Source organism: Paenibacillus sp. 4624 (assembly GCF_050435065.1).
Classification (GTDB): Bacteria; Bacillota; Bacilli; order Paenibacillales; family Paenibacillaceae; genus Paenibacillus; species Paenibacillus amylolyticus_D.
On the sequence record NZ_JBNDJR010000009.1, the window covers coordinates 279,411 to 298,313 of the forward strand.

Annotated in this window: 12 protein-coding genes; 1 reads left to right on the forward strand and 11 read right to left on the reverse strand. The window is 47.0% G+C overall.

Translation table 11 applies throughout. From position 1 onward, the window contains the following. Positions 1 to 50: 50 nt before the first annotated feature. Positions 51 to 983: an AraC family transcriptional regulator gene (locus ABIE27_RS21010; protein ID WP_429351402.1), complete on the reverse strand. Its 933-nt coding sequence runs from the start codon at positions 981 to 983 to the stop codon at positions 51 to 53. 328 nt (positions 984 to 1,311) lie between these two features. Next, positions 1,312 to 4,452, reverse strand: coding sequence for a stalk domain-containing protein (locus tag ABIE27_RS21015; protein ID WP_429351403.1), 3,141 nt, complete (start codon positions 4,450 to 4,452; stop codon positions 1,312 to 1,314). A gap of 367 nt (positions 4,453 to 4,819) precedes the next feature. Between ABIE27_RS21015 and ABIE27_RS21020 the strand changes: the two genes are divergently transcribed. Further along, positions 4,820 to 5,794 (forward strand): hypothetical protein, encoded by a 975-nt coding sequence (locus tag ABIE27_RS21020; RefSeq protein ID WP_123064798.1) that lies wholly within the window; start codon positions 4,820 to 4,822, stop codon positions 5,792 to 5,794. 513 nt (positions 5,795 to 6,307) lie between these two features. On the opposite strand, the gene ABIE27_RS21025 is transcribed toward ABIE27_RS21020, so the two are convergent. The 9 genes from ABIE27_RS21025 to purD all read right to left on the reverse strand — a co-directional run bounded on the left by ABIE27_RS21025 (position 6,308) and on the right by purD (position 18,851). Beyond that, positions 6,308 to 6,913 (reverse strand): GNAT family N-acetyltransferase, encoded by a 606-nt coding sequence (locus ABIE27_RS21025; protein ID WP_429351404.1) that lies wholly within the window; start codon positions 6,911 to 6,913, stop codon positions 6,308 to 6,310. A gap of 77 nt (positions 6,914 to 6,990) precedes the next feature. Continuing rightward, the gene (ilvA, locus tag ABIE27_RS21030; protein ID WP_429351421.1) at positions 6,991 to 8,223 is read right to left on the reverse strand and encodes a threonine ammonia-lyase IlvA; all 1,233 of its coding nucleotides are present in this window, start codon (positions 8,221 to 8,223) and stop codon (positions 6,991 to 6,993) included. A gap of 252 nt (positions 8,224 to 8,475) precedes the next feature. Then, the gene (locus tag ABIE27_RS21035) at positions 8,476 to 9,342 is read right to left on the reverse strand and encodes an alpha/beta fold hydrolase (RefSeq protein WP_429351405.1); all 867 of its coding nucleotides are present in this window, start codon (positions 9,340 to 9,342) and stop codon (positions 8,476 to 8,478) included. Between the two features lie 255 nt (positions 9,343 to 9,597). Then, the gene (locus ABIE27_RS21040) at positions 9,598 to 11,898 is read right to left on the reverse strand and encodes a beta-glucosidase (RefSeq protein WP_429351406.1); all 2,301 of its coding nucleotides are present in this window, start codon (positions 11,896 to 11,898) and stop codon (positions 9,598 to 9,600) included. A gap of 481 nt (positions 11,899 to 12,379) precedes the next feature. Beyond that, positions 12,380 to 12,985 (reverse strand): alpha/beta hydrolase, encoded by a 606-nt coding sequence (locus ABIE27_RS21045; RefSeq protein WP_429351422.1) that lies wholly within the window; start codon positions 12,983 to 12,985, stop codon positions 12,380 to 12,382. Positions 12,986 to 12,996: 11 nt separating this feature from the next. Then, entirely contained in the window at positions 12,997 to 13,947 is a 951-nt protein-coding gene (locus ABIE27_RS21050; RefSeq protein WP_429351407.1) for a ring-cleaving dioxygenase, read from the reverse strand. A 426-nt stretch (positions 13,948 to 14,373) separates the two neighbouring features. Continuing rightward, positions 14,374 to 15,456 carry a hemolysin family protein gene (locus tag ABIE27_RS21055; RefSeq protein WP_429351408.1) on the reverse strand — a complete coding sequence of 361 codons (1,083 nt, stop codon included), beginning with the start codon at positions 15,454 to 15,456 and terminating at the stop codon, positions 14,374 to 14,376. A gap of 46 nt (positions 15,457 to 15,502) precedes the next feature. Further along, positions 15,503 to 16,840 (reverse strand): hemolysin family protein, encoded by a 1,338-nt coding sequence (locus ABIE27_RS21060; RefSeq protein ID WP_429351409.1) that lies wholly within the window; start codon positions 16,838 to 16,840, stop codon positions 15,503 to 15,505. 745 nt (positions 16,841 to 17,585) lie between these two features. Continuing rightward, positions 17,586 to 18,851: a phosphoribosylamine--glycine ligase gene (gene purD / locus ABIE27_RS21065; RefSeq protein WP_429351410.1), complete on the reverse strand. Its 1,266-nt coding sequence runs from the start codon at positions 18,849 to 18,851 to the stop codon at positions 17,586 to 17,588. Between the last annotated feature and the right edge of the window lie 52 nt (positions 18,852 to 18,903).

Here is an 18,903-nt window from a genome sequence, read left to right on the forward strand (position 1 = left end):
ATTTCGTCTAAGAGACCGTCAGGTCTCTTTTTTTATTGCAGATTCGTATTTTATTTGTGACGGGGGTGAAGGTTCTGCTCCAGTCTGAGCTGATTGCGTAGTTTGATGCCTTTGCCTGGCGTTTCCCCGAATTCACGCTTGAACATACGAATAAAATAATTCACTTCCATGCCTACATTCTCCGCAGCTTCCTTCACACTAGCCTCAGGATGTTCATTAAGCCAATCCAGTCCCTTTTGTAAACGCCAGCGCTGCATGTACTGATGTCCAGTCACCCCATAATGCTGATGGAATAAACGATTCAAATGCTGCACAGAGTATCCTACCGCCTCTGCTATATGTTTAAATAACAGATCGTCCTGATAATGAGCCTGCATCAAGACGATTGCCCGGTTGAGTCCCTCCAGACCAGCTTCCGAATTCCCATGTACATGTGAACCTGAACCGCTGCTCTCTCGCGCTGGACTGCCTGTCCTGACAGACAGTTGCCCAGTATTTCCCTGCCTCTCTGAAGAAACGGAACCGGCTGGGGCTATAGCCTGAGCGATCTCCAGAATAAGTTGGTAGATCAAAGTGGACATTTGCCACATCGACACCCCGCCCTGATCCAACACCTTCCACAGTTCCGTCATCTGTGACCAAATCAGATCAAACCCGGTTAATGTACAAGGTTTCCCGCACATGATGCCTGTCGCCCGAAGTACTGAATTCGCTGATTCGCCGCCGATTCCTATAAACCCCAGCTCTCCACCCGTTCTTGTATGTGCGATATACTCATGAGCAATGCCCGGTTCCAAAGCAAACAGCTGCCCTGTGCCCATTACGATCGTTCCTCTGCCAGAAATATTAAACTGTCCTCCACCATCACGTGCCAAAAATAACTGATACACCGGAAATCCCCCCGGTCGATGCAGTCCTTTCTCTTCCTGTGTGCCCACACCGTACAAATAAAGCGGCATCCGGGCATCTGGTTGCCCCGTCAAACGAAAAGGTAACATTGCATCCTTCCTTTCGGCTCATGAGCTAGTCCGCTCTATGACTTCTATTATCCATGGTTTGATCCAAGACCAGCAATGGCCTTAGGAACCTATTTGAGCATATCTAAATATGGAAAAATAAGGACATTGGTCATACAGAGAGCAATTCCCCTTGCTTGGCATTAACGGCTGCAAAGAAAAACTCCCTTTCCAAGGATGGAAAGGGAGTTGAAGCATTACCATTCTATCGACTAACTCTGTGCCGTCTGTAAAGGTCGAAGCTGACTGTCCTTTATTCGTTCGGGATAGATGACTTGAAATCACATTCATTTATTTACTGCGGAGGAGTTGATTGTGTAGCTGCTGGAGCTTTTTCGAGCTTAAATGCTTCAGATGGATTAGAGATCGTACTTCTGTTGGTTGTTGTATTAGACGCAACTGACAGAATATATACGGTGTACTCTTCTCCCTCCACAAGACTAGCCCCTGAAGTATCTCTAGCATTGGTATTCAAAGTAACTTCAACCGCTTTTGGATCTCCTACTGAATAGTTACTGCTGGAAGCAGCTGTAGCCGGATCAACAGTTCCTCTTCCCTTCACAATATACAATTGATATGAGGAGATGCCAGTTTCACTAGATGGTTTGATGAAGGTCAACTTGTAGATTGCTTCAGTTACAGTACTTGATTTTTGTAGACCAGTAATAACGGCTGCTTGAACAGATTGTACTATGTTACTAATACTAAATTCGTCGGAAGCAACGGAAAGACTTGATGAACGAGTAGCACTGTCGGATACAGACATAATAAACACTCTATACTTTTTCCCGATCTCGATAGATTTATTATTAATATCCCGGTATCCATCGCTCAATGCGAACGTAGTGCCTGCACTACTTTTATCCAAATCATTATAATAATTAATGTTCATCGCTGTATTTAGCGTAAAACCAGGTACCTGATCTGCTGGGACAATAAACAGACGATATTTGGCAATGCCTGTTTCATTCGATGCTTTGGCAAAATTTACAGTTACATCAGAAGCGTTACCCGCTTGTTGTCCCTGATTTTTAACCGCTACACTTACACTGCCCACTGCTGTTACAGGAGAAGCACTACCTAATTTAACCACAGGCGATGCTGAAGACAGCGCGCTGGATTGAGATGAATTATTATTCACCGCCAGGACGAATACCCGATAATCAACATTATCGCCAATAAGGCTGCCGTCCGTTGCTCTAGCATCACTTGCTAATGTGAAAGCCTGATTACTCCCACTTTTACTTCTATACGTGTAGAAGCCGTTATTCAATGCAGCATTCAGATTAAAGCTTCCAACAGCCGTATTTTTCACAACAAACACACGATAATGATTCACATTGTTCTCATCTGTTGACCGGTTGAATGTTACACGCAGATCACTGCCATTCCCATTATCCGCGACATCGGTTGCACTCACACTGGTCGGTGCGATAACCGTTGCATTTGGTGTTAGCGTAATTTGAGCCGAAGATGAGGAAAGTGCGTTCTGACTCCAGTTCCCGTTACTATTTACGGACAGAACAAATACACGATAAGCGTTGTAGTTCGTAATTCTATAGCCATTGGTATCAACCGAGTTACTCGAAAGTGTTACGGTCAGATTACCACCTGTTTTATTCACTTGTGTATAATTGTTCGACGCATTCGCAGCATTCAGGTTGAAACTTCCTACGTTATTGGCAGGTACGACGAATACTCGATAGTGAGAAACATTGGACTCATCGCTTGCTTTGCTAAACGACACACGCAGGTCAGATCCATTTCCGTTATCCGCAATATCTGTAACAGACAGGTTCGTTGCCACACCTGCATTGCTATTGGAGGTCAATCTCAAGACATTTGAAGAAGCTGACAACGCATGGGTGTAGTTGTTCTGCTGATTGCCTGCTGCCATGACAAAGATGCGATAATCCTGCAGGTTTGTGATGTTATAACCACTGGTATCCCGCATATTTGATGGCAATGTAACCACGAGGTTATTACCTGTTTTGTTCACGGTGTAATATAAACTGGAAGACAGATTACTTGCTGTAGGCAAGTTAAAGCTGCTGGCTACCGAGTTGCGTACAACAAACACACGGTAATTCGTTATCTTCGACTCATCCGATACACGGTTAAAGCTTACCTGAATATCGCGTCCATCACCATAATCCGAGATGTCTCTCACTTGTGTAATGACCGGAGCCGGAGTTGTGTTCAAGGACAACGTCAGGGAAGAAGAAGCCGCAGACAACTTGTTATCTGTTGCTGTATTCGCACTTACAGACATAATATAAACAACGTACGCCGTTCCATTTTTGATCAACTCGCCCGAAGTATCCCGCGTCGAAGAGTTCAGTGTGCTTTTGACCGTGCTGGAATTCCCTTTATTGATAGTCGTGGAATTTGTGCTGGATACCTTGCTCGCAGCAGCCTGGTTAAATGAGGATGCGTCCTTCGCTTTCACAACAAATGCACGGTAATTCGTAATATTCGAATTGGTGCTTGGCTGTGTGAAGTTGATCTCCAGATCCCTTCCGTCTCCGTTATCACTAACATCAGCAATACGCAGTCCCGTCACAGCTTGAACAGAAGGCTTCACCTGGTTCAGCTTCAGAACCTGTGAAGACCAACCTAAATAGTTTTGGTAGTTATTGTTGCTGTTGCCTACAGTCAGTACATACAATCGGTAGGTTTCATTGCTATTCAGCAGATCACCGTTGACGTCGCGTGTCTGAGCATTAAGTGTCAGCTTCGGGTTGGTGCCATTTGGTGTTATTGAAGTGTAGTTCGCAGGAGATACGGCCGAAGCAACGGATTCTTTAAAGCTGTTGGTATCCCCACTTTTGACCAGCATTACCCTGTAAGCTGACACTGTTCTTTCTGACTTTGCACGTGTGAAGCTTACTGTCAGGTCACGGCCATCTCCGTTACCGCCAGATACTGATCCGTAAATATTCCAAGCGGAAAACTGTGTATCATCAACCGGCGTTTCAGGTGTATATGTGGTTTTAACATCCACACGCTGACTGCGTGAGTTCCAGAATACTTTTTCCCCAAAAGCTTCGCTCACAAAACGAATGGGCACCATGGTACTGCCCTTAATCGTACTCGCAGGAACATCCATCACATTCAATTGACCATTGATATATGCAGCCTTGGAACCAAGTGTTAATGTCACTTCTTGATCCCCACGGGTTGCTGTAATGGTTTTCGTTCTATTGTTGAACTGCACTTCCGCGTCAATTCCTTCAAAGATCGAACGGAGTGGAACGAGTACACGTCCAGCCTTCATCACAGGGGCTTGAACCGCTGGCACCTCTGTACCGTTAATATAAATGCTGATTCTTGCGGCTGCATCCATCACCGATGTTGGCAGTGCAGACATAAGCATGGCTGATACAGCCAGTGCTGACATCACTTTTTTGACTTGATTTCCTCCCGCTTTCCTCATAAACCTATCCCCATTCTCCTATAATTGGTACACTCTTATAGTTAGCTGTTCATTTCAGTAATTCCTGTATTTACCTATGCACAACTAAGACGTTCCGAATCGTTAAAAGGTTTCCGGTTCCCCCAAAATTATTTTCGCAGAAACTTTGGCCTTGCATCCACCTGCAAAGGTTAAAATTAACAGAAGATTTTGTCACCATTCCGAAACCACTTCTTGTGCCAATTGCTTTAATCTGTGGGTAATAGTGAGTCAAGTCTATTTCTGGGTTATATATTTAATGTTTAACAGGATATGCCCTCACTTTTACATGAGGTACCTTGACTTCATCCTTATCTATCCATTCCAGAATTACAGGAGGTTTATATCTATGGCGTCATCTTTGTATTCTTATAAAAAGAAAGGTATGCGCACGCTACTTACGGCCACGGCTATTGCTTTATTGTTACAAACGGCTGTTTCCCCAGTCTCTGGCATCGCTTCTGCTGCACCTGCTGCGAATACCAAAGTAACATCAGCCAATTCGACCGCAATCTACAAATCCTTTCAGAACATGCTTTACAAAAAAAATGGCCTGCCCGCGGCAGACCGTTACCTGGAGTCTAAAATCAGCCAGGTGACCCCAAATCATGCAACTCTGATGGTGCTCCAATTGGAAAATGCCCGCTTCAAAGCGCTAACGGCCATAACGGATCGCATGCTTGTGCCCAATGTTCAGGATCAGATGCAGAAAATATACAAGTGGAATGACAGCTTCACCCAGCTGATGTCACGCACCAAAGACACGAGTCTTCGTTCACTTTTGCAGCAGGCCAGAGACAGTGGTTATCGTCTTACGGTGATCGAGGGTTCTCTCTATCCAATCATGAATTATGCCGCTTTTGAAAAATATACTTCTTATGTAAATCAAGATATCAAACAGTACATCCGCATCATGGCAGTCGAAACGAGCAATATCGCCTCTGAAGATGGGGGCCTCATGATCGGATATCAGGATATGCTGAACCGTGCGCTGAATCAGGAGCGGTTCCTGAATGACTTCCCTAAGTCTAACCGGAAAAACCAGGTACAGATGTTGATGAATGAATACACCTTGTACACCTTTTACGGGCTCGATAATACCCCCCTGTTCGATTATGACACCAACATAATGGAAGCAAATGCTCAAAAAGGTTACAAAGCTGTTTTACAGCGTAACTCAACCGAGGACAGTGCTTTTTTGAAAAAACTGAATGCGTTCATGGATGTCGTCGCTGAATCCAAGTTTGAAAAAACGGAGGCTGTCGACAAATGGCTGGAACAGAACGTATCTAGGGATGAATATCTGCCGCAGTACGGTGAATAAAAGTTTTAGATAAATCTAACGGTGACAATCAGCTGATTGCCTGGATAAGTTGGAGGGTGAGCAAGGGAGTTTGCGTTGGATTTAGGTTAAAAAAAATTCTAACGATCATCACGGACCTTATTTGGCCAGTTTAGAGGTATGCAGCAATGTAACGATCACCAGAGACGCTATTTCATCTACATTGAGAAAAAACAATGATTGCTCGTCTGAAATGGGGAAATAACGTTTCTCCCGATCGTTAGATTTTTAAATGAGTTGAAATCGACCAAATAGCGTCATCTGAGATCGTTAGCCTGTTCAGCTTATAGTGCTCCACCGCCGCTTTATCAAAAAAGACGAACCCACCGCCCTCGGCGTTGCTTCGTCTTTTTTGGCGTATCTGTTGTTAACCGGCTGAATATAGTTGTTACTGATTCACGATACAGGTGGTATCCCTCACTGTTACATACGTAAGCATCCATCACTCAAGCGTTGGCTCCTTCCGAGTGAGAAGCTCGAATGCATTCCAGCCATCTATTGGACTGAGATCTCTTTGACCATATGGTAATACTCATGTCCACCGATGAGAATCACTTCGTCTTGAACATAGCCTTGCCGTTCATAGAGCTGCATGGCGCGGCCATTGTCCTGCTCCACGATCAGGGCAACCTGCGTGTGTCCGAGTTCTCTTCCCTGCTGCTCAAACGCAGCCATCAGTGCACGGCCGATGCCCTGCCCCTGAAATGGCTCACTTACCGAAAGAGTATCGAGATAATACTCTCCTGGACGGGTTTCTTTTACCAGAGCATATTTCTCATCCCCATCACGTCCGGGACGATTCAGCAGCGGCTGATCCAGACGATCCACATCATCACCGGCATACGCTACCAACATGCCAGCAATCTGGCCCTCCTGCTCCATCACAGTGATATTCTGATAACTGATCCGGTTATTTTCCTGTGTAACAAACTCACGTAAGATGTCCATTGCCCGCTTATGGTCTGCCTCCCCCGCAAGTGCATAGGCAATATCTCCAATCGCCTGCACCAGCAGCGGAATGATCTGATCCACATCTTCCTTCCGTGCAGGTCGGATCTGAAGCACTGACTTCTTTTGCTCTGACACTATAGTAGGTTTCACTTGTAAAAAGACACCTCTCTCTACATCTCTATCTTCGTTTCTATCTCTGTTTCTCACCCGATTAACATCTTTCTTAATTAGATTAACATGTTAAACAGATTCAGGTTTTTGTTCAGCTCGGTGTAGGCGATACCTTTGCGGTTCATCCGTTCGATGAGCGGCTTGTAGTCTTCTTTGTACATGAGCTCGATGCCGACCAGGGCAGGGCCATTTTCCTTGTCATGTTTTTTCGTATATTCAAATCTGGCAATATCATCATTCGGACCGAGCACTTCCTCCAGAAACTCACGCAGCGCCCCCGCACGCTGCGGGAAATTCACCATGAAATAATATTTCAGACCTTCGTAGATCAGAGAACGCTCTTTGATCTCCTGCATCCGGTCGATATCATTATTACCGCCGCTGATGACACAGACCACCGTCTTGCCCGCGATCTGTTCCCGGTATTGCTCCAGTGCAGCTACAGCCAGCGAGCCTGCAGGCTCCACCACGATAGCATTTTCGTTGTATAACTCCAAAATCGTTGTGCAGGCTTTGCCTTCTGGCACCTTCACGATGTCATCCAGAATGTTGCTGCAGATATCATAAGTCAGATCACCGACCCGTTTCACCGCTGCGCCATCCACAAATTTATCGATATCATCCAGTGTAACCACTTGTTTGCGGAACATCGCTTCACTCATGGAAGCTGCTCCAAGCGGCTCTACGCCGATAATTTGTGTCTCAGGACTCACGGTTTTCATGTAGGTTCCTACCCCAGCCGCCAATCCGCCGCCGCCAATCGTGACAAATACATAGTCTGCATTCTCATCAAGGCTTTCCATGATCTCCATTGCAACCGTACCGTTACCTGCAATAATCTTAGGCGAATCAAACGGATGGATAAAGGTCATGCCCTGTTCGTCACATGCCCGCATCGCTTCAGCATACGCATCATCATACGTATCACCGATCAGGACAACTTCTACATTATTACCGCCAAAACGACGCACTTGCTTCACCTTCTGGTTCGGTGTTGTGCTTGGCATAAAGATTTTGCCGTGAATGCCCAGTGCATTACAGCTAAAAGCCACACCCTGAGCATGGTTGCCGGCACTCGCACAGACGATGCCTTTCTCCATTTCGGCAGGGGTTAGATTGCGTATCATGTTGTAAGCGCCACGAATTTTAAATGAACGCACTACCTGAAGGTCTTCCCGTTTCAGATACACATTACAGTTATATTTAGCCGAAAGTACAGCATCCCGCTGTAGCGGCGTTCTGACAATCACTTCACGCAGCACATGATGTGCGCGCACGATATCTTCCATGCCTACATGGACGTTTCTAGAACCTTCGTTTCCGGCTCCCGTTCCTGCTGCTTCTTGATTCTCTGGTTTCATCTGTCTCCACACTCCGCTTATATGGTCTAACAATGTCATCCATTGCTTTTTCTTTTTATTGTATCACTTTTGCTCTGTCATTGCGCCCGACACCGGGAGGAACAATCTTCTACTCGCTATGACGACAGTACTTACAAACACTTCTCATTTTCTCATTTCCCACTTTCTCATCCCTTACTCCTACTCCGCATCGCGTATCATTCGCATGATCTCATTGATGATCACTTCAGGATCTGTAAACATCACCATATGACCCGAACGCGCTGCTTCTACCCACCTCGCATTGGCTAGCTTACTCACCGTCTGACGGTGAGCTTCAACGATGGCAGGTCTGATTTTACGTTCTCCCTTGCCCGGCAAGGTACCCGAAATAATGCTAACTTCCAGCTCTCCCAGCTTGGGAGGCTGCTCCTGTAGTCCCTTTAAATCTTGCAAAAAATTTTTTCCCTCCGCAGCCATCGTCCGAGCAGCTTGTATCGTAAAGTCCTCCCGGCGGTGATCTGCTGCAACATCAGCAGGCTGACTAAGAAACTCTTTGATGCCAAGAAACCGATACAGGCCCAGACGGGCCAGAGCAGGAATAAGTGCCCCATTTATCGCAAAACCGATCTTCGCCATGCGGGAAAAATATAAATTACAATGCTCATCCGACGGATCCACTAGAATAATACCCCGCAGACGAGACAAATTAGCAGCCGCCACAGCACGAACAATGGGCCCTCCCCAGCTATGTCCCACCAGAATAATGGGCCCCGGCCTCAGTTCCGCTAGCAATTCATTCAGGTCTTCCGCAATTCGGACGAGGGTGCGTGGTGAAGGATCGACATCACTTCGTCCAGCTCCTGCCCTGTCGTATACCACGGTACGCGCATACTCCGCAATGACTGGTGCAACAAGTCCCCATGCAGATCTGGAGACGCCCATCCCCGATTCAAAAACGACAGTCACTTCTCCAGCGCCCTTCGACATGTAATGTAACTTGCGGCCATCCCGGGTCTGAATATATGCACTTGAACCTAACGTATGTAATCCAGCATCATGACTCATTGCTTCACCTTCCCTCCCCACGGATTCACAGCACCCGTCTCTCATCACGCTTCTAAATGAAAATGATTATCAATTACTAATTATACCTTTTTCCCTGCAAAAAAAGAACACCCGATCCATCGTCGGATCGGGTATCCCTCTCAGCCCTGCAACAGCTGAACGTACAATATAACGTTTACGGCCTCGCGCCCTTTTCCTCGCGCATAGTCTAATTCAATTCCCATGAATGATCTTTCAGCGTATACCTGCACGATCTTATCCACGAATGCCGTGATCCTTGTTATTCATCTGATCCAGCAGCTGATTCATCGCTTCCTCGGTCATCGCGCCACCGCTAAAGGCCACAAGGGCACGTAGCGGCATATATTTCATCATAGCGTTCATCATATCCGCATGATCATTGTCACCGGAATCATCTCCGCCGCCGAAACCACTCGCTTCCTGGAATTGCTTCAATACCTGCTCCAACAATTTTTTATTCGCCGGGTCTTGCTGAATATCGCCAAGGGTACTATTGCGTGTATATGTTGGAATGAACGTGGCAGTAGACTCTACGCTTACCCGAGTCTGCATACGAATATCCCGCGAAGAGCTGCCGAGCTGAATTTCGAACTCCCCCGTCTCGACATGCCAGTCTTTCATATCCACGTTGTAATACGCGAACGAACGCTTATTCAGCGTGAAATGAACTATTTTGGATTCGCCAGCCTCCAGTGCTACCTTCGCAAAAGCTTTCAGCTCCCGATCCGGACGAATCACCGTGCTCTCGACATCCCTGACGTACAGCTGCACAATCTCTTTCCCTGCACGTTCTCCCGTGTTGGTGACACGTACTTGCACCTGCACCTCGTCCAGATCAGTTAGTGCTGTGTGATCTACTTGCAAATCGCTGTACTCAAACGTGGTATAACTCAAGCCGTAGCCAAACGGGAATAGCGGCTCCAGCTCTTTTTTATCATAATAACGGTAACCGACGAAGATCCCCTCACGGTAATCCACACGATCTGCCTCACCGGGGAAGTTCAGATAGGACGGATTGTGGCTAAGCTTAGCCGGGAAGGTCTCCGCCAGTTTACCGGACGGGTTCACTTCACCGTAGAGCAGATCGGCAATTGCGCCTCCCACAGCCTGTCCGCCAAGATAAGCTTCAAGTACAGCTTGAACCTGCGGCAGCCAAGGCATCTCCACTGGAGAACCGTTGCTTAACACCACCACCACACGGGATTGCACCTTGGCAACCTCTTCAATCAGTCGAATGTGGTTGTCCGGCAGACGCAGATGGGCACGGTCATACCCTTCGGATTCGTATCGATCCGGCAATCCAACAAATACGACAGCGGTATCTGCCGCTCGTGCAGCCTGAACAGCCTCCTGCAACAGTGTCTCATCCACATCATCCTCTTCAATCCGGTACCCTGGTGCATACGAGATGGTCACTCCATCGCCTGCCACCTGAGTCATCTCGTCCACGATATCATCGACCCTGGTCGGATTAATGTGGGAGCTTCCCCCTCCCTGAAAGCGAGGTTTACGCGCAAAAGCACCTACGATGGCTATACTGCCTTTACGCTTTAGCGGAAGCAGCCCGGCTTCATTTTTCAACAAAACCATACTCTCGGATGCGACTTTACGTGCAAGCTGATGATGTTCTTCTTTATCGTACGAAGCACCTTCTTTCTTATGATCAACCGCTTTGAAAATTAAGGTCAGCAAACGCTCTACCGCAAGATCCAGCTTGTCCATGGGCAACGCTCCGCTCTCTACAGCATCGATCACCTTACGTTCTCCAATACCGCCACTCGCTGGCATCTCCAGCTCCAGTCCAGCGGCTAGCGCATCTGCCCGCTCATTCACAGCGCCCCAGTCCGAGACAACCAGACCTTCATGGCCCCACTCATCCTTCAAAATGTCGGTCAGCAACCACTCATTTTCACCCGCATACGTGCCGTTCACTTTATTATAAGAACACATAACTGTCCACGGTTGCGCGTCCTTCACTGCTCCTTCGAAGCTGGCCAGATAAATCTCGCGCAGCGTCCGTTCGTCTACCACTGCATCAATCGACATACGGCGCTCTTCCTGATTATTCACTGCAAAGTGTTTGAGCGAAGTACCCACGCCCTGGCTCTGCACACCCTGAATATGAGCGGTAGCCATCTGAGTCGATAACAGCGGGTCTTCTGAAAAATATTCAAAGTTCCGTCCGCCCAAAGGAGAACGTTTAATATTCACACCCGGCCCAAGCAACACAGCTACATCCTCAGCTTGACATTCTTCGCCCAAAGCCACGCCCACCTGGCGCGCCAGCTCGGTATCCCACGAACTCGCCAGCCCTGCGGCAGACGGGAAACAGGTTGCAGGCACACTTGAGGTCAGACCAAGATGATCAGCACTGCTATCCTGCTTACGCAATCCGTGAGGGCCATCCGTTACCATAATGGACGGAATGCCGAGACGCTCCACCCCTTTCAGATGCCAAAAGTCGAGCCCTGAGCACATTCCCGCTTTTTCTTCCAGTGTCATCTGCTGTACCAAATCTTTGATGTTACGTTCCACATTAATCCCTCCGGTTCATGATATTCGTATAGTGTAGAAGCTATATAACAAGCATACTGCGCGAACTCTCCTCATTTCAAATCTTTACCCGGTTCGTCACGTTTACACAACAGGTAAGTTCGTTTTTCCTGAGGCTTATAAGTTGAATTAAAGATTTTACACTATGCACTCCGATGACAGAATAACCTTCAATCGCTGTTATCCCCAGATTTTTTGATTCCCTTTTCCAAAGGGGAAAATCCGGTGATAAGCGTATGCTTCCGATGTAGCTTTCTTGCAGAAAGCTTTTAGGCGAACGCTTCGCTTTTCCAGTTTTTTTCTGTCCTCTCCGTTAACGTGTAAAGAATAGTTCAACTTAAATAGGATATAAAAAGCGAAAAAACAGCCCGATCTCCCGGATCAGGCTGCCTGCGAACTTCTTATATATGTCGATATGTGCTAGATCTCGTAATGCAATACATCCACAAGTACTGCACCGGTATTACAACTGTGATTTATACCATGCAGCCGCAGCTTCGGCCTCGGTACGTGTCAGTTGATGGCCCTGACGTTCCCAGTGCATATGCACATCGGCACCTGCTCCGCTCAATAACGTAGCCAGTTCCTCCGTTTCACGTCTCGGCACGATGGGATCATTCTCCCCTGCACCGATGAAGACGGGCAATCCTTTCAGATCAGGCAGTGTCAATCCGCGCAGAGGCACCATCGGATGGTGCAGGATCGCTCCCTTGAATACGTCTGCGTGGTGGAATATCAAACTTGCGGCAATGTTGGCGCCATTGGAATAACCCAGCGCATATACGTTCGAACGATCGAATCCATATTCCACCGCAGCGGCATCGATAAAGGCTCCCAGTTCCGCTGTCCGGGCAATCAGATCCTCTTCATCAAAGACACCTTCCGCAAGACGGCGGAAGAAACGTGGCATCCCATTCTCGGACACGTTACCTCGCACTCCAAGAATCGCCGCCCCCGGAGCAATCATCTCCGCCAGTCCGATCAGATCATTCTCCGTTCCCCCTGTACCGTGGAGCAACAGTATTGCCCGTGCATCTGGCCGCGCACCTGCTTTGTAGATATGTTTCATGGTCGCTGTACTCATGATTTAGACTCTCCTTTCCATTCCCGTACTTGAATTGGTGGCAGCAATTGTTCAATCTGCGCACGCTGTGGTTCGTACCACTCAGGCAGCATCAATTTCTCACCCATCGTCTCTTGCGGTTCATCCCGTGCAAAGCCCGGAGGGTCTGTAGCAATCTCAAACAAAATACCGCCTGGTTCCCGGAAATATACCGCATTGAAGTACTGACGGTCAATCACTGGTGTTGGATGATACCCCGTTTGATCCAGGTCCTGCTGAATTTGTTCATGCTCCGTGTAATCTTTGGCACGCCATGCAATGTGATGTACCGTTCCTGCACCACCGATACCGCGCTGGATACCTGTCGATTGAATATCGATGATCTGTCCCAGATCACCGCTCGCCCGCAGGCGGATCAGGCCATTCTCTTCGCCAACCTGTTCCAGGCCAAGCTTGCTGACAAGCACATCCATCGTTTTCTCAGGCACGTGACTGTACAGTACCGCACCGCCAAATCCTTTGATGGCATGCTCCGGTGTTACCCCGTTAAATGCCCACTGGCTTGGCTGACCGCCTTCCCGCTCAACCAGTTCAAGGAGCAAGCCCCCTTTATCGAAGAAACGAATATAGTGTTCACCGAATCTGGTTTTATTTTCATATGGAATATCGAAGGAAGCAAGACGTTCTTTCCAGAAGGACAAGCTGCCCACCGGTACGGCATAGACAGTAACCCCGGTCTGACCTGAGCCAATCACACCTCTTCTTGCATTCTTTTGCGGGAAAAAGGTGATGATCGTACCTGGCGCGCCTTGCTCATTGCCGTAGTACAAGTGATACACATCCGGTGCATCAAAGTTGATCGTTTTTTTCACTAGTCTGAGTCCCAGTACACCTGCGTAGAAGTCTACATTTTTCTGTGCGTCGTCGACAAAAGCGGTAATGTGATGAATGCCTGAAGTTCTGAACATAATCTCCACTCCCTTAGTTTTCGTTTATTATTCATTATCTTGGTTGTTGTACGGTTGTTTTATTTACTGCACATGAGGATCTAAATAACCTTTACTTTCGTTATTTATCTTTAAATTAAGATTCTTTAAATTCATATTAATCTATCTACGAACAATATGCAAGTATTTATTTCAAAATTAAGATATTACTGCGGTGAACGTTAATTATACTCGTTGTTTTTGTCAAAACGTATCGCTCTGAACTGCTTTTCACATAAAAAAACAGGTATCCGCACCGAAGTACGGGAACCTGTCTTTTTATAAATACAAATGAACTATTTCAAGCTAGGCACCTCAAGCTATGTCCATTTCCATGACCATAACGATTCCAGCGTACTGGTACGTGTATCTCACCCAAACAAAGCCTGCTTCTGGCTCTGATTCTTCTTACACCAATTTTAGTTTCTTCGGTGGATTTACCAGATCCTTATGCTCGTATTCATCCTTGATATCCCCGACAATCTCTTCGAGAATATCCTCCATCGTCACCATGCCGATCGTTGCGCCTGCTTCGTTTTTGACAGAAGCGATATGCACACGGCTATGTTGCATTTGAACGAGCACATCCTTGATCGGTGAACGCTCCGAGAAGCTCGGCATTGGATGCGTGAACGTGTTCATGCTGAACGTTCTGCCCGCAGCTACACTCGTTAACGTCTGTTTGGTATTAATAAACCCGACAAAATGGTTTGCATCCCCGTTTGCAATGACAGGATATCTCGTATACTCATGCTGATTCAGCACTTCAATAATTTGATCCAGCGGCATTTCTTTATTCAATGTAACAATTTTATTCCGGGGAATCATGATCTCTTGAAGCAAACGCTCATCAAAGGCAAAGATGTTTTTGAGATAGTCCAGCTCGGTTTGATTAATCTCACCACTCTCATAACTTTGCGCCATGATCAGCTTTAGTTCCTCTTCGGAGTGAACCGTATCATGCCCGGCAGGTTTGATGCCGAAAATGCCAAGTAATAAACGTGCTGCACCATTCAGCGCATAAATGAACGGATTCATGATTTTACCGAACCAGTAGAGCGGCGGTGCAAGCAACAACGTCATTTTTTCAGCAAACTGAATGGCAAGTGTTTTGGGTGCAAGCTCACCGATTACGACATGCAGGAAAGTGATAAATGCCAATGCAATACCGTAAGAGAGTACGGTGGACAGTGCAGCAGGCACTTCCAGACTTTCGAACAACGGATGCAACATCTTCTCTACGGTCGGTTCACCCAAGGCACCCAGTACGAGTGCCGTAATCGTAATACCCAGTTGACATGCAGACAGATAATAATCCAGGTTATGTGCCACTTTTTTGGCGACCACAGCTTTTTGGTTGCCTTCCGAAATCAACTGATCAATACGGGACATCCGTACTTTCAGAATAGCGAATTCGGCTCCTACGAAAAACGCGGTCAATCCGATAAATACAGCTACTAAAAATAAGTTTAAGGCTATTATTCCGTCCAATGATTTCCCTCAGGTGAGGGATTCACCTCCATTAAGTTTTGAAATGTTAAGCCAGATCGCTAGCAGGCTCTTCAACCTCAGTGCCGTTTACACGTTCAAGCAGCACCTGCTTGATGTGATAGTTCTCGGCATCCACTACCGTCCAGACATAGTCGCCGTGTTCAACGGTATCTCCTTTTTCCACACCGACACCCTTCTGGTATTGAATCCATCCGGCAACGGTATCCATCTCTTCATTACCATCAAATATAATTCCGAATTGACGTTCCAGTTCATCCAGAAGTACACGACCACTAATCAGATATTGATTGTCCCCGGTTTCCTGAATGTCCGCTACTTCATCGGCATCGAACTCATCCCGGATCTCGCCGACCAGCTCTTCAAGGATATCCTCCATCGTAATGATTCCCGAAGTACCGCCGTACTCATCCACGACGACAGCCATATGAACACGTTCCTGCTGCATTTTGATCATCGCATCCTGAATGGAGGTTACTTCCGACACAAATGGAATCTCACGCACAAATTCACTCAATTGATGTGCCCGGGTCGCAACCATGTCCGGCAAAATCTTCTTCACATTCACGACACCGATAATGCGGTCTTTGTCTCCATCCTCAATGACGGGATATCTGGAGTAGTTATGCTCATCCAAAATAGGAATAATATCGTCATACGTCATATCTTGATTCAGTGTAATCAGCTCGGTACGTGGAACCATGATGTCTTTGGCATCACGTTCGTCGAACACAAAAACATTTTCCAAATAGGAAAGCTTGGTCTGATTACTCTCATCGCCTTCATAGCTCTGGTTCATAATGATCTTAATCTCGTCCTCGGAATAGGCTTGATCATGTCCGGCAGGCTTCACACCGAATCCACGCAGAATTACACGCGATGCACCATTGAGTGCCCAGATGAACGGATACATGATTTTACCAAACCAGTACAGCGGCGGCGAGAGTAACAAGGTTAATTTTTCAGAAAATTGAATCGCCAACGTTTTCGGTGCCATCTCACCAACAACGACATGCAAAAACGTAACGAGTATAAAAGCTATCGCATAAGAAGCAATCGCCGAGGCCGAGGCAGGTACATCAAAATAGCTGAACACCGGATACAATAATCTCTCCACCGTCGGTTTCCCCAATGCCCCGAGTCCGAGGGCCGTAACGGTAATCCCCAGCTGACAAGCAGACAGATAATAATCGAGATCCGAGACGACCTTTTTGGCAAGCACTGCCTTCTTATTGCCTTCGGCAACCAGTTGATCTACCCTTGATGTACGAATCTTCACAACAGCAAACTCCGACGCAACGAAAAATGCAGTCAGTACAATCAAGATGATAAGTAATGCGATATTTAATATGGTAATTATGTCCAAAGACTTCCCCGATTGTCAGGGATTCACCTCCAAAGATAGTTACAGCGTAATGCGGTAACGTTCATGCCGTTAACCTTTCATGCGCTGTTTAATGTCTGTTGCCAGAGAGCAATTGTCGTATAAAAAATATATAAAAAATCAGTTCATGATCACTTCTGTATAAGTCGCATAATGACCTTGTAAATCTAAAACAGGAATCCAAGATGAAGTCAATAACGCGCGTGACGTTTAGAAACGACTTCAATCAAAACGGGTTACCCCTCATGCTGTCCATTGTTCCTTGATCAACTCCACCTAGATTCGCCATTTGGACAATTTACAATATCGCCTACCCAATAGATATCCACCTCCCAACGTATCGATTCCTGTTTCCGAAAAGTATATCATGTTTTGATCCAAACCATCCAGTTGCACGTTATGGTTTGGCACAAGCTTACAGTCTATTGTTCGCAGAGTAGTCTATATGTATGTTATCCTCTGGCATTTTAACCAGCGTGATCCTGAGAAAACGGTGCGTTTCCGAGGATAGATGTGTAAGGAATGTAACTGTCTTTTTTACACATGATATATCTAATACGCACAAAAAGCCCGCAGGATGCAAATACCTTCTGGTACCCCTCCTACGGGCTGGCTTAATTAGTGCAAATGTGCTCTGTTCCTGATCCATTTAACAAAGTTGATTTGAATTCGACTTCACTTCTCTTAAACTGAGCAACTTATTGCTTGAATGCTTCACTTTTAATTGTTACACCAAAGCTTTGGCTGCAATGTCGGTCCGTTGATGTTTGCCTTCAAAATGAATACGCTCTGCCTGAGCATAAGCTTTGACTCTTGCTTCCGCGATGTCTGCGCCTAGGCCAACAACACCGAGAATACGCCCTCCGTTCGTTACCCAGTCCCCAGCTTCATTACGCGCAGTTCCTGCGTGGAACACAACCGCTTCTTCGACTTGATCCAGTCCTTCGATCACAATACCTTTGGCGTACGGGCCTGGATATCCACCGGAAGCAAGCACAACACAGACAGCAGCTTCTTCGCTCCATTCAATCTCCAAATCAGCCAGCTTCCCGTGGACGGTTGCCCAGAAAATGTCGAGCAGGTCCGTTTTCAGACGTGGCAACACCACTTGTGTCTCTGGATCTCCAAAACGAGCGTTGAACTCAATCGTTTTGGGTTTGCCATCCGGGGAGATCATCAAACCTGCAAACAATACCCCGCGGAATGGGCGTCCTTCAGACACCATCGCTTGGGCTGTTGGCTTGATAATCGTTTCCACCGCCTCTTCAATAATGGAGGCCGGGATGTGCGGAAGCGGAGAGTATGTACCCATGCCACCCGTATTTGGCCCCTGATCATTGTCGAACACAGGTTTATGATCCTGCGCAGCAGCCATTGGACGAACCGTCTCACCATCGACAAAGGCCAGAATCGACATTTCCTGTCCGGCCAGGAATTCTTCGATAATTACTTTGGCTCCAGCTTCACCAAACACCTTATCGACCATAATGCTGCGAAGTGCCTGATTCGCCTCGTCACGAGAGTGTGCAACAGTAACCCCTTTACCTGCAGCAAGTCCATCCGCTTTAATGACAACAGGGATCGCTTGCTCATTCAGATATGCCTGAGCCTGCTCGTAGTTGTCGAACTTCTCATATGCAGCGGTAGGGATGTTGTATTTGTGCAGCAGGTCTTTCATGAACGTTTTACTGCCTTCGATCTCCGCCGCATTACGGCGCGGACCGAAGACCGGAAGACCTGTCGAATCAAATGCATCTACAATACCGTCTGCCAGTGGATCATCCGGTCCAATAACGACGAGGTCTACTTTCAACTCAACAGCCAGTGCTTTGAGTTTATCGAATTCATGCACCGCAATCGGATGACACTCTGCCAGCTGTGCAATGCCCGCATTCCCTGGTGCGCAATGGATCTTGCCTGCCTTTGGACTCTTCGCCAGTGCCCAGATAATTGCATGTTCGCGGCCGCCGCCGCCGACTACCAAAATATCCATTCTTCTGTCCCCTCCACACTTTACTGGATTGTGATGTTCATACACTTCAAAA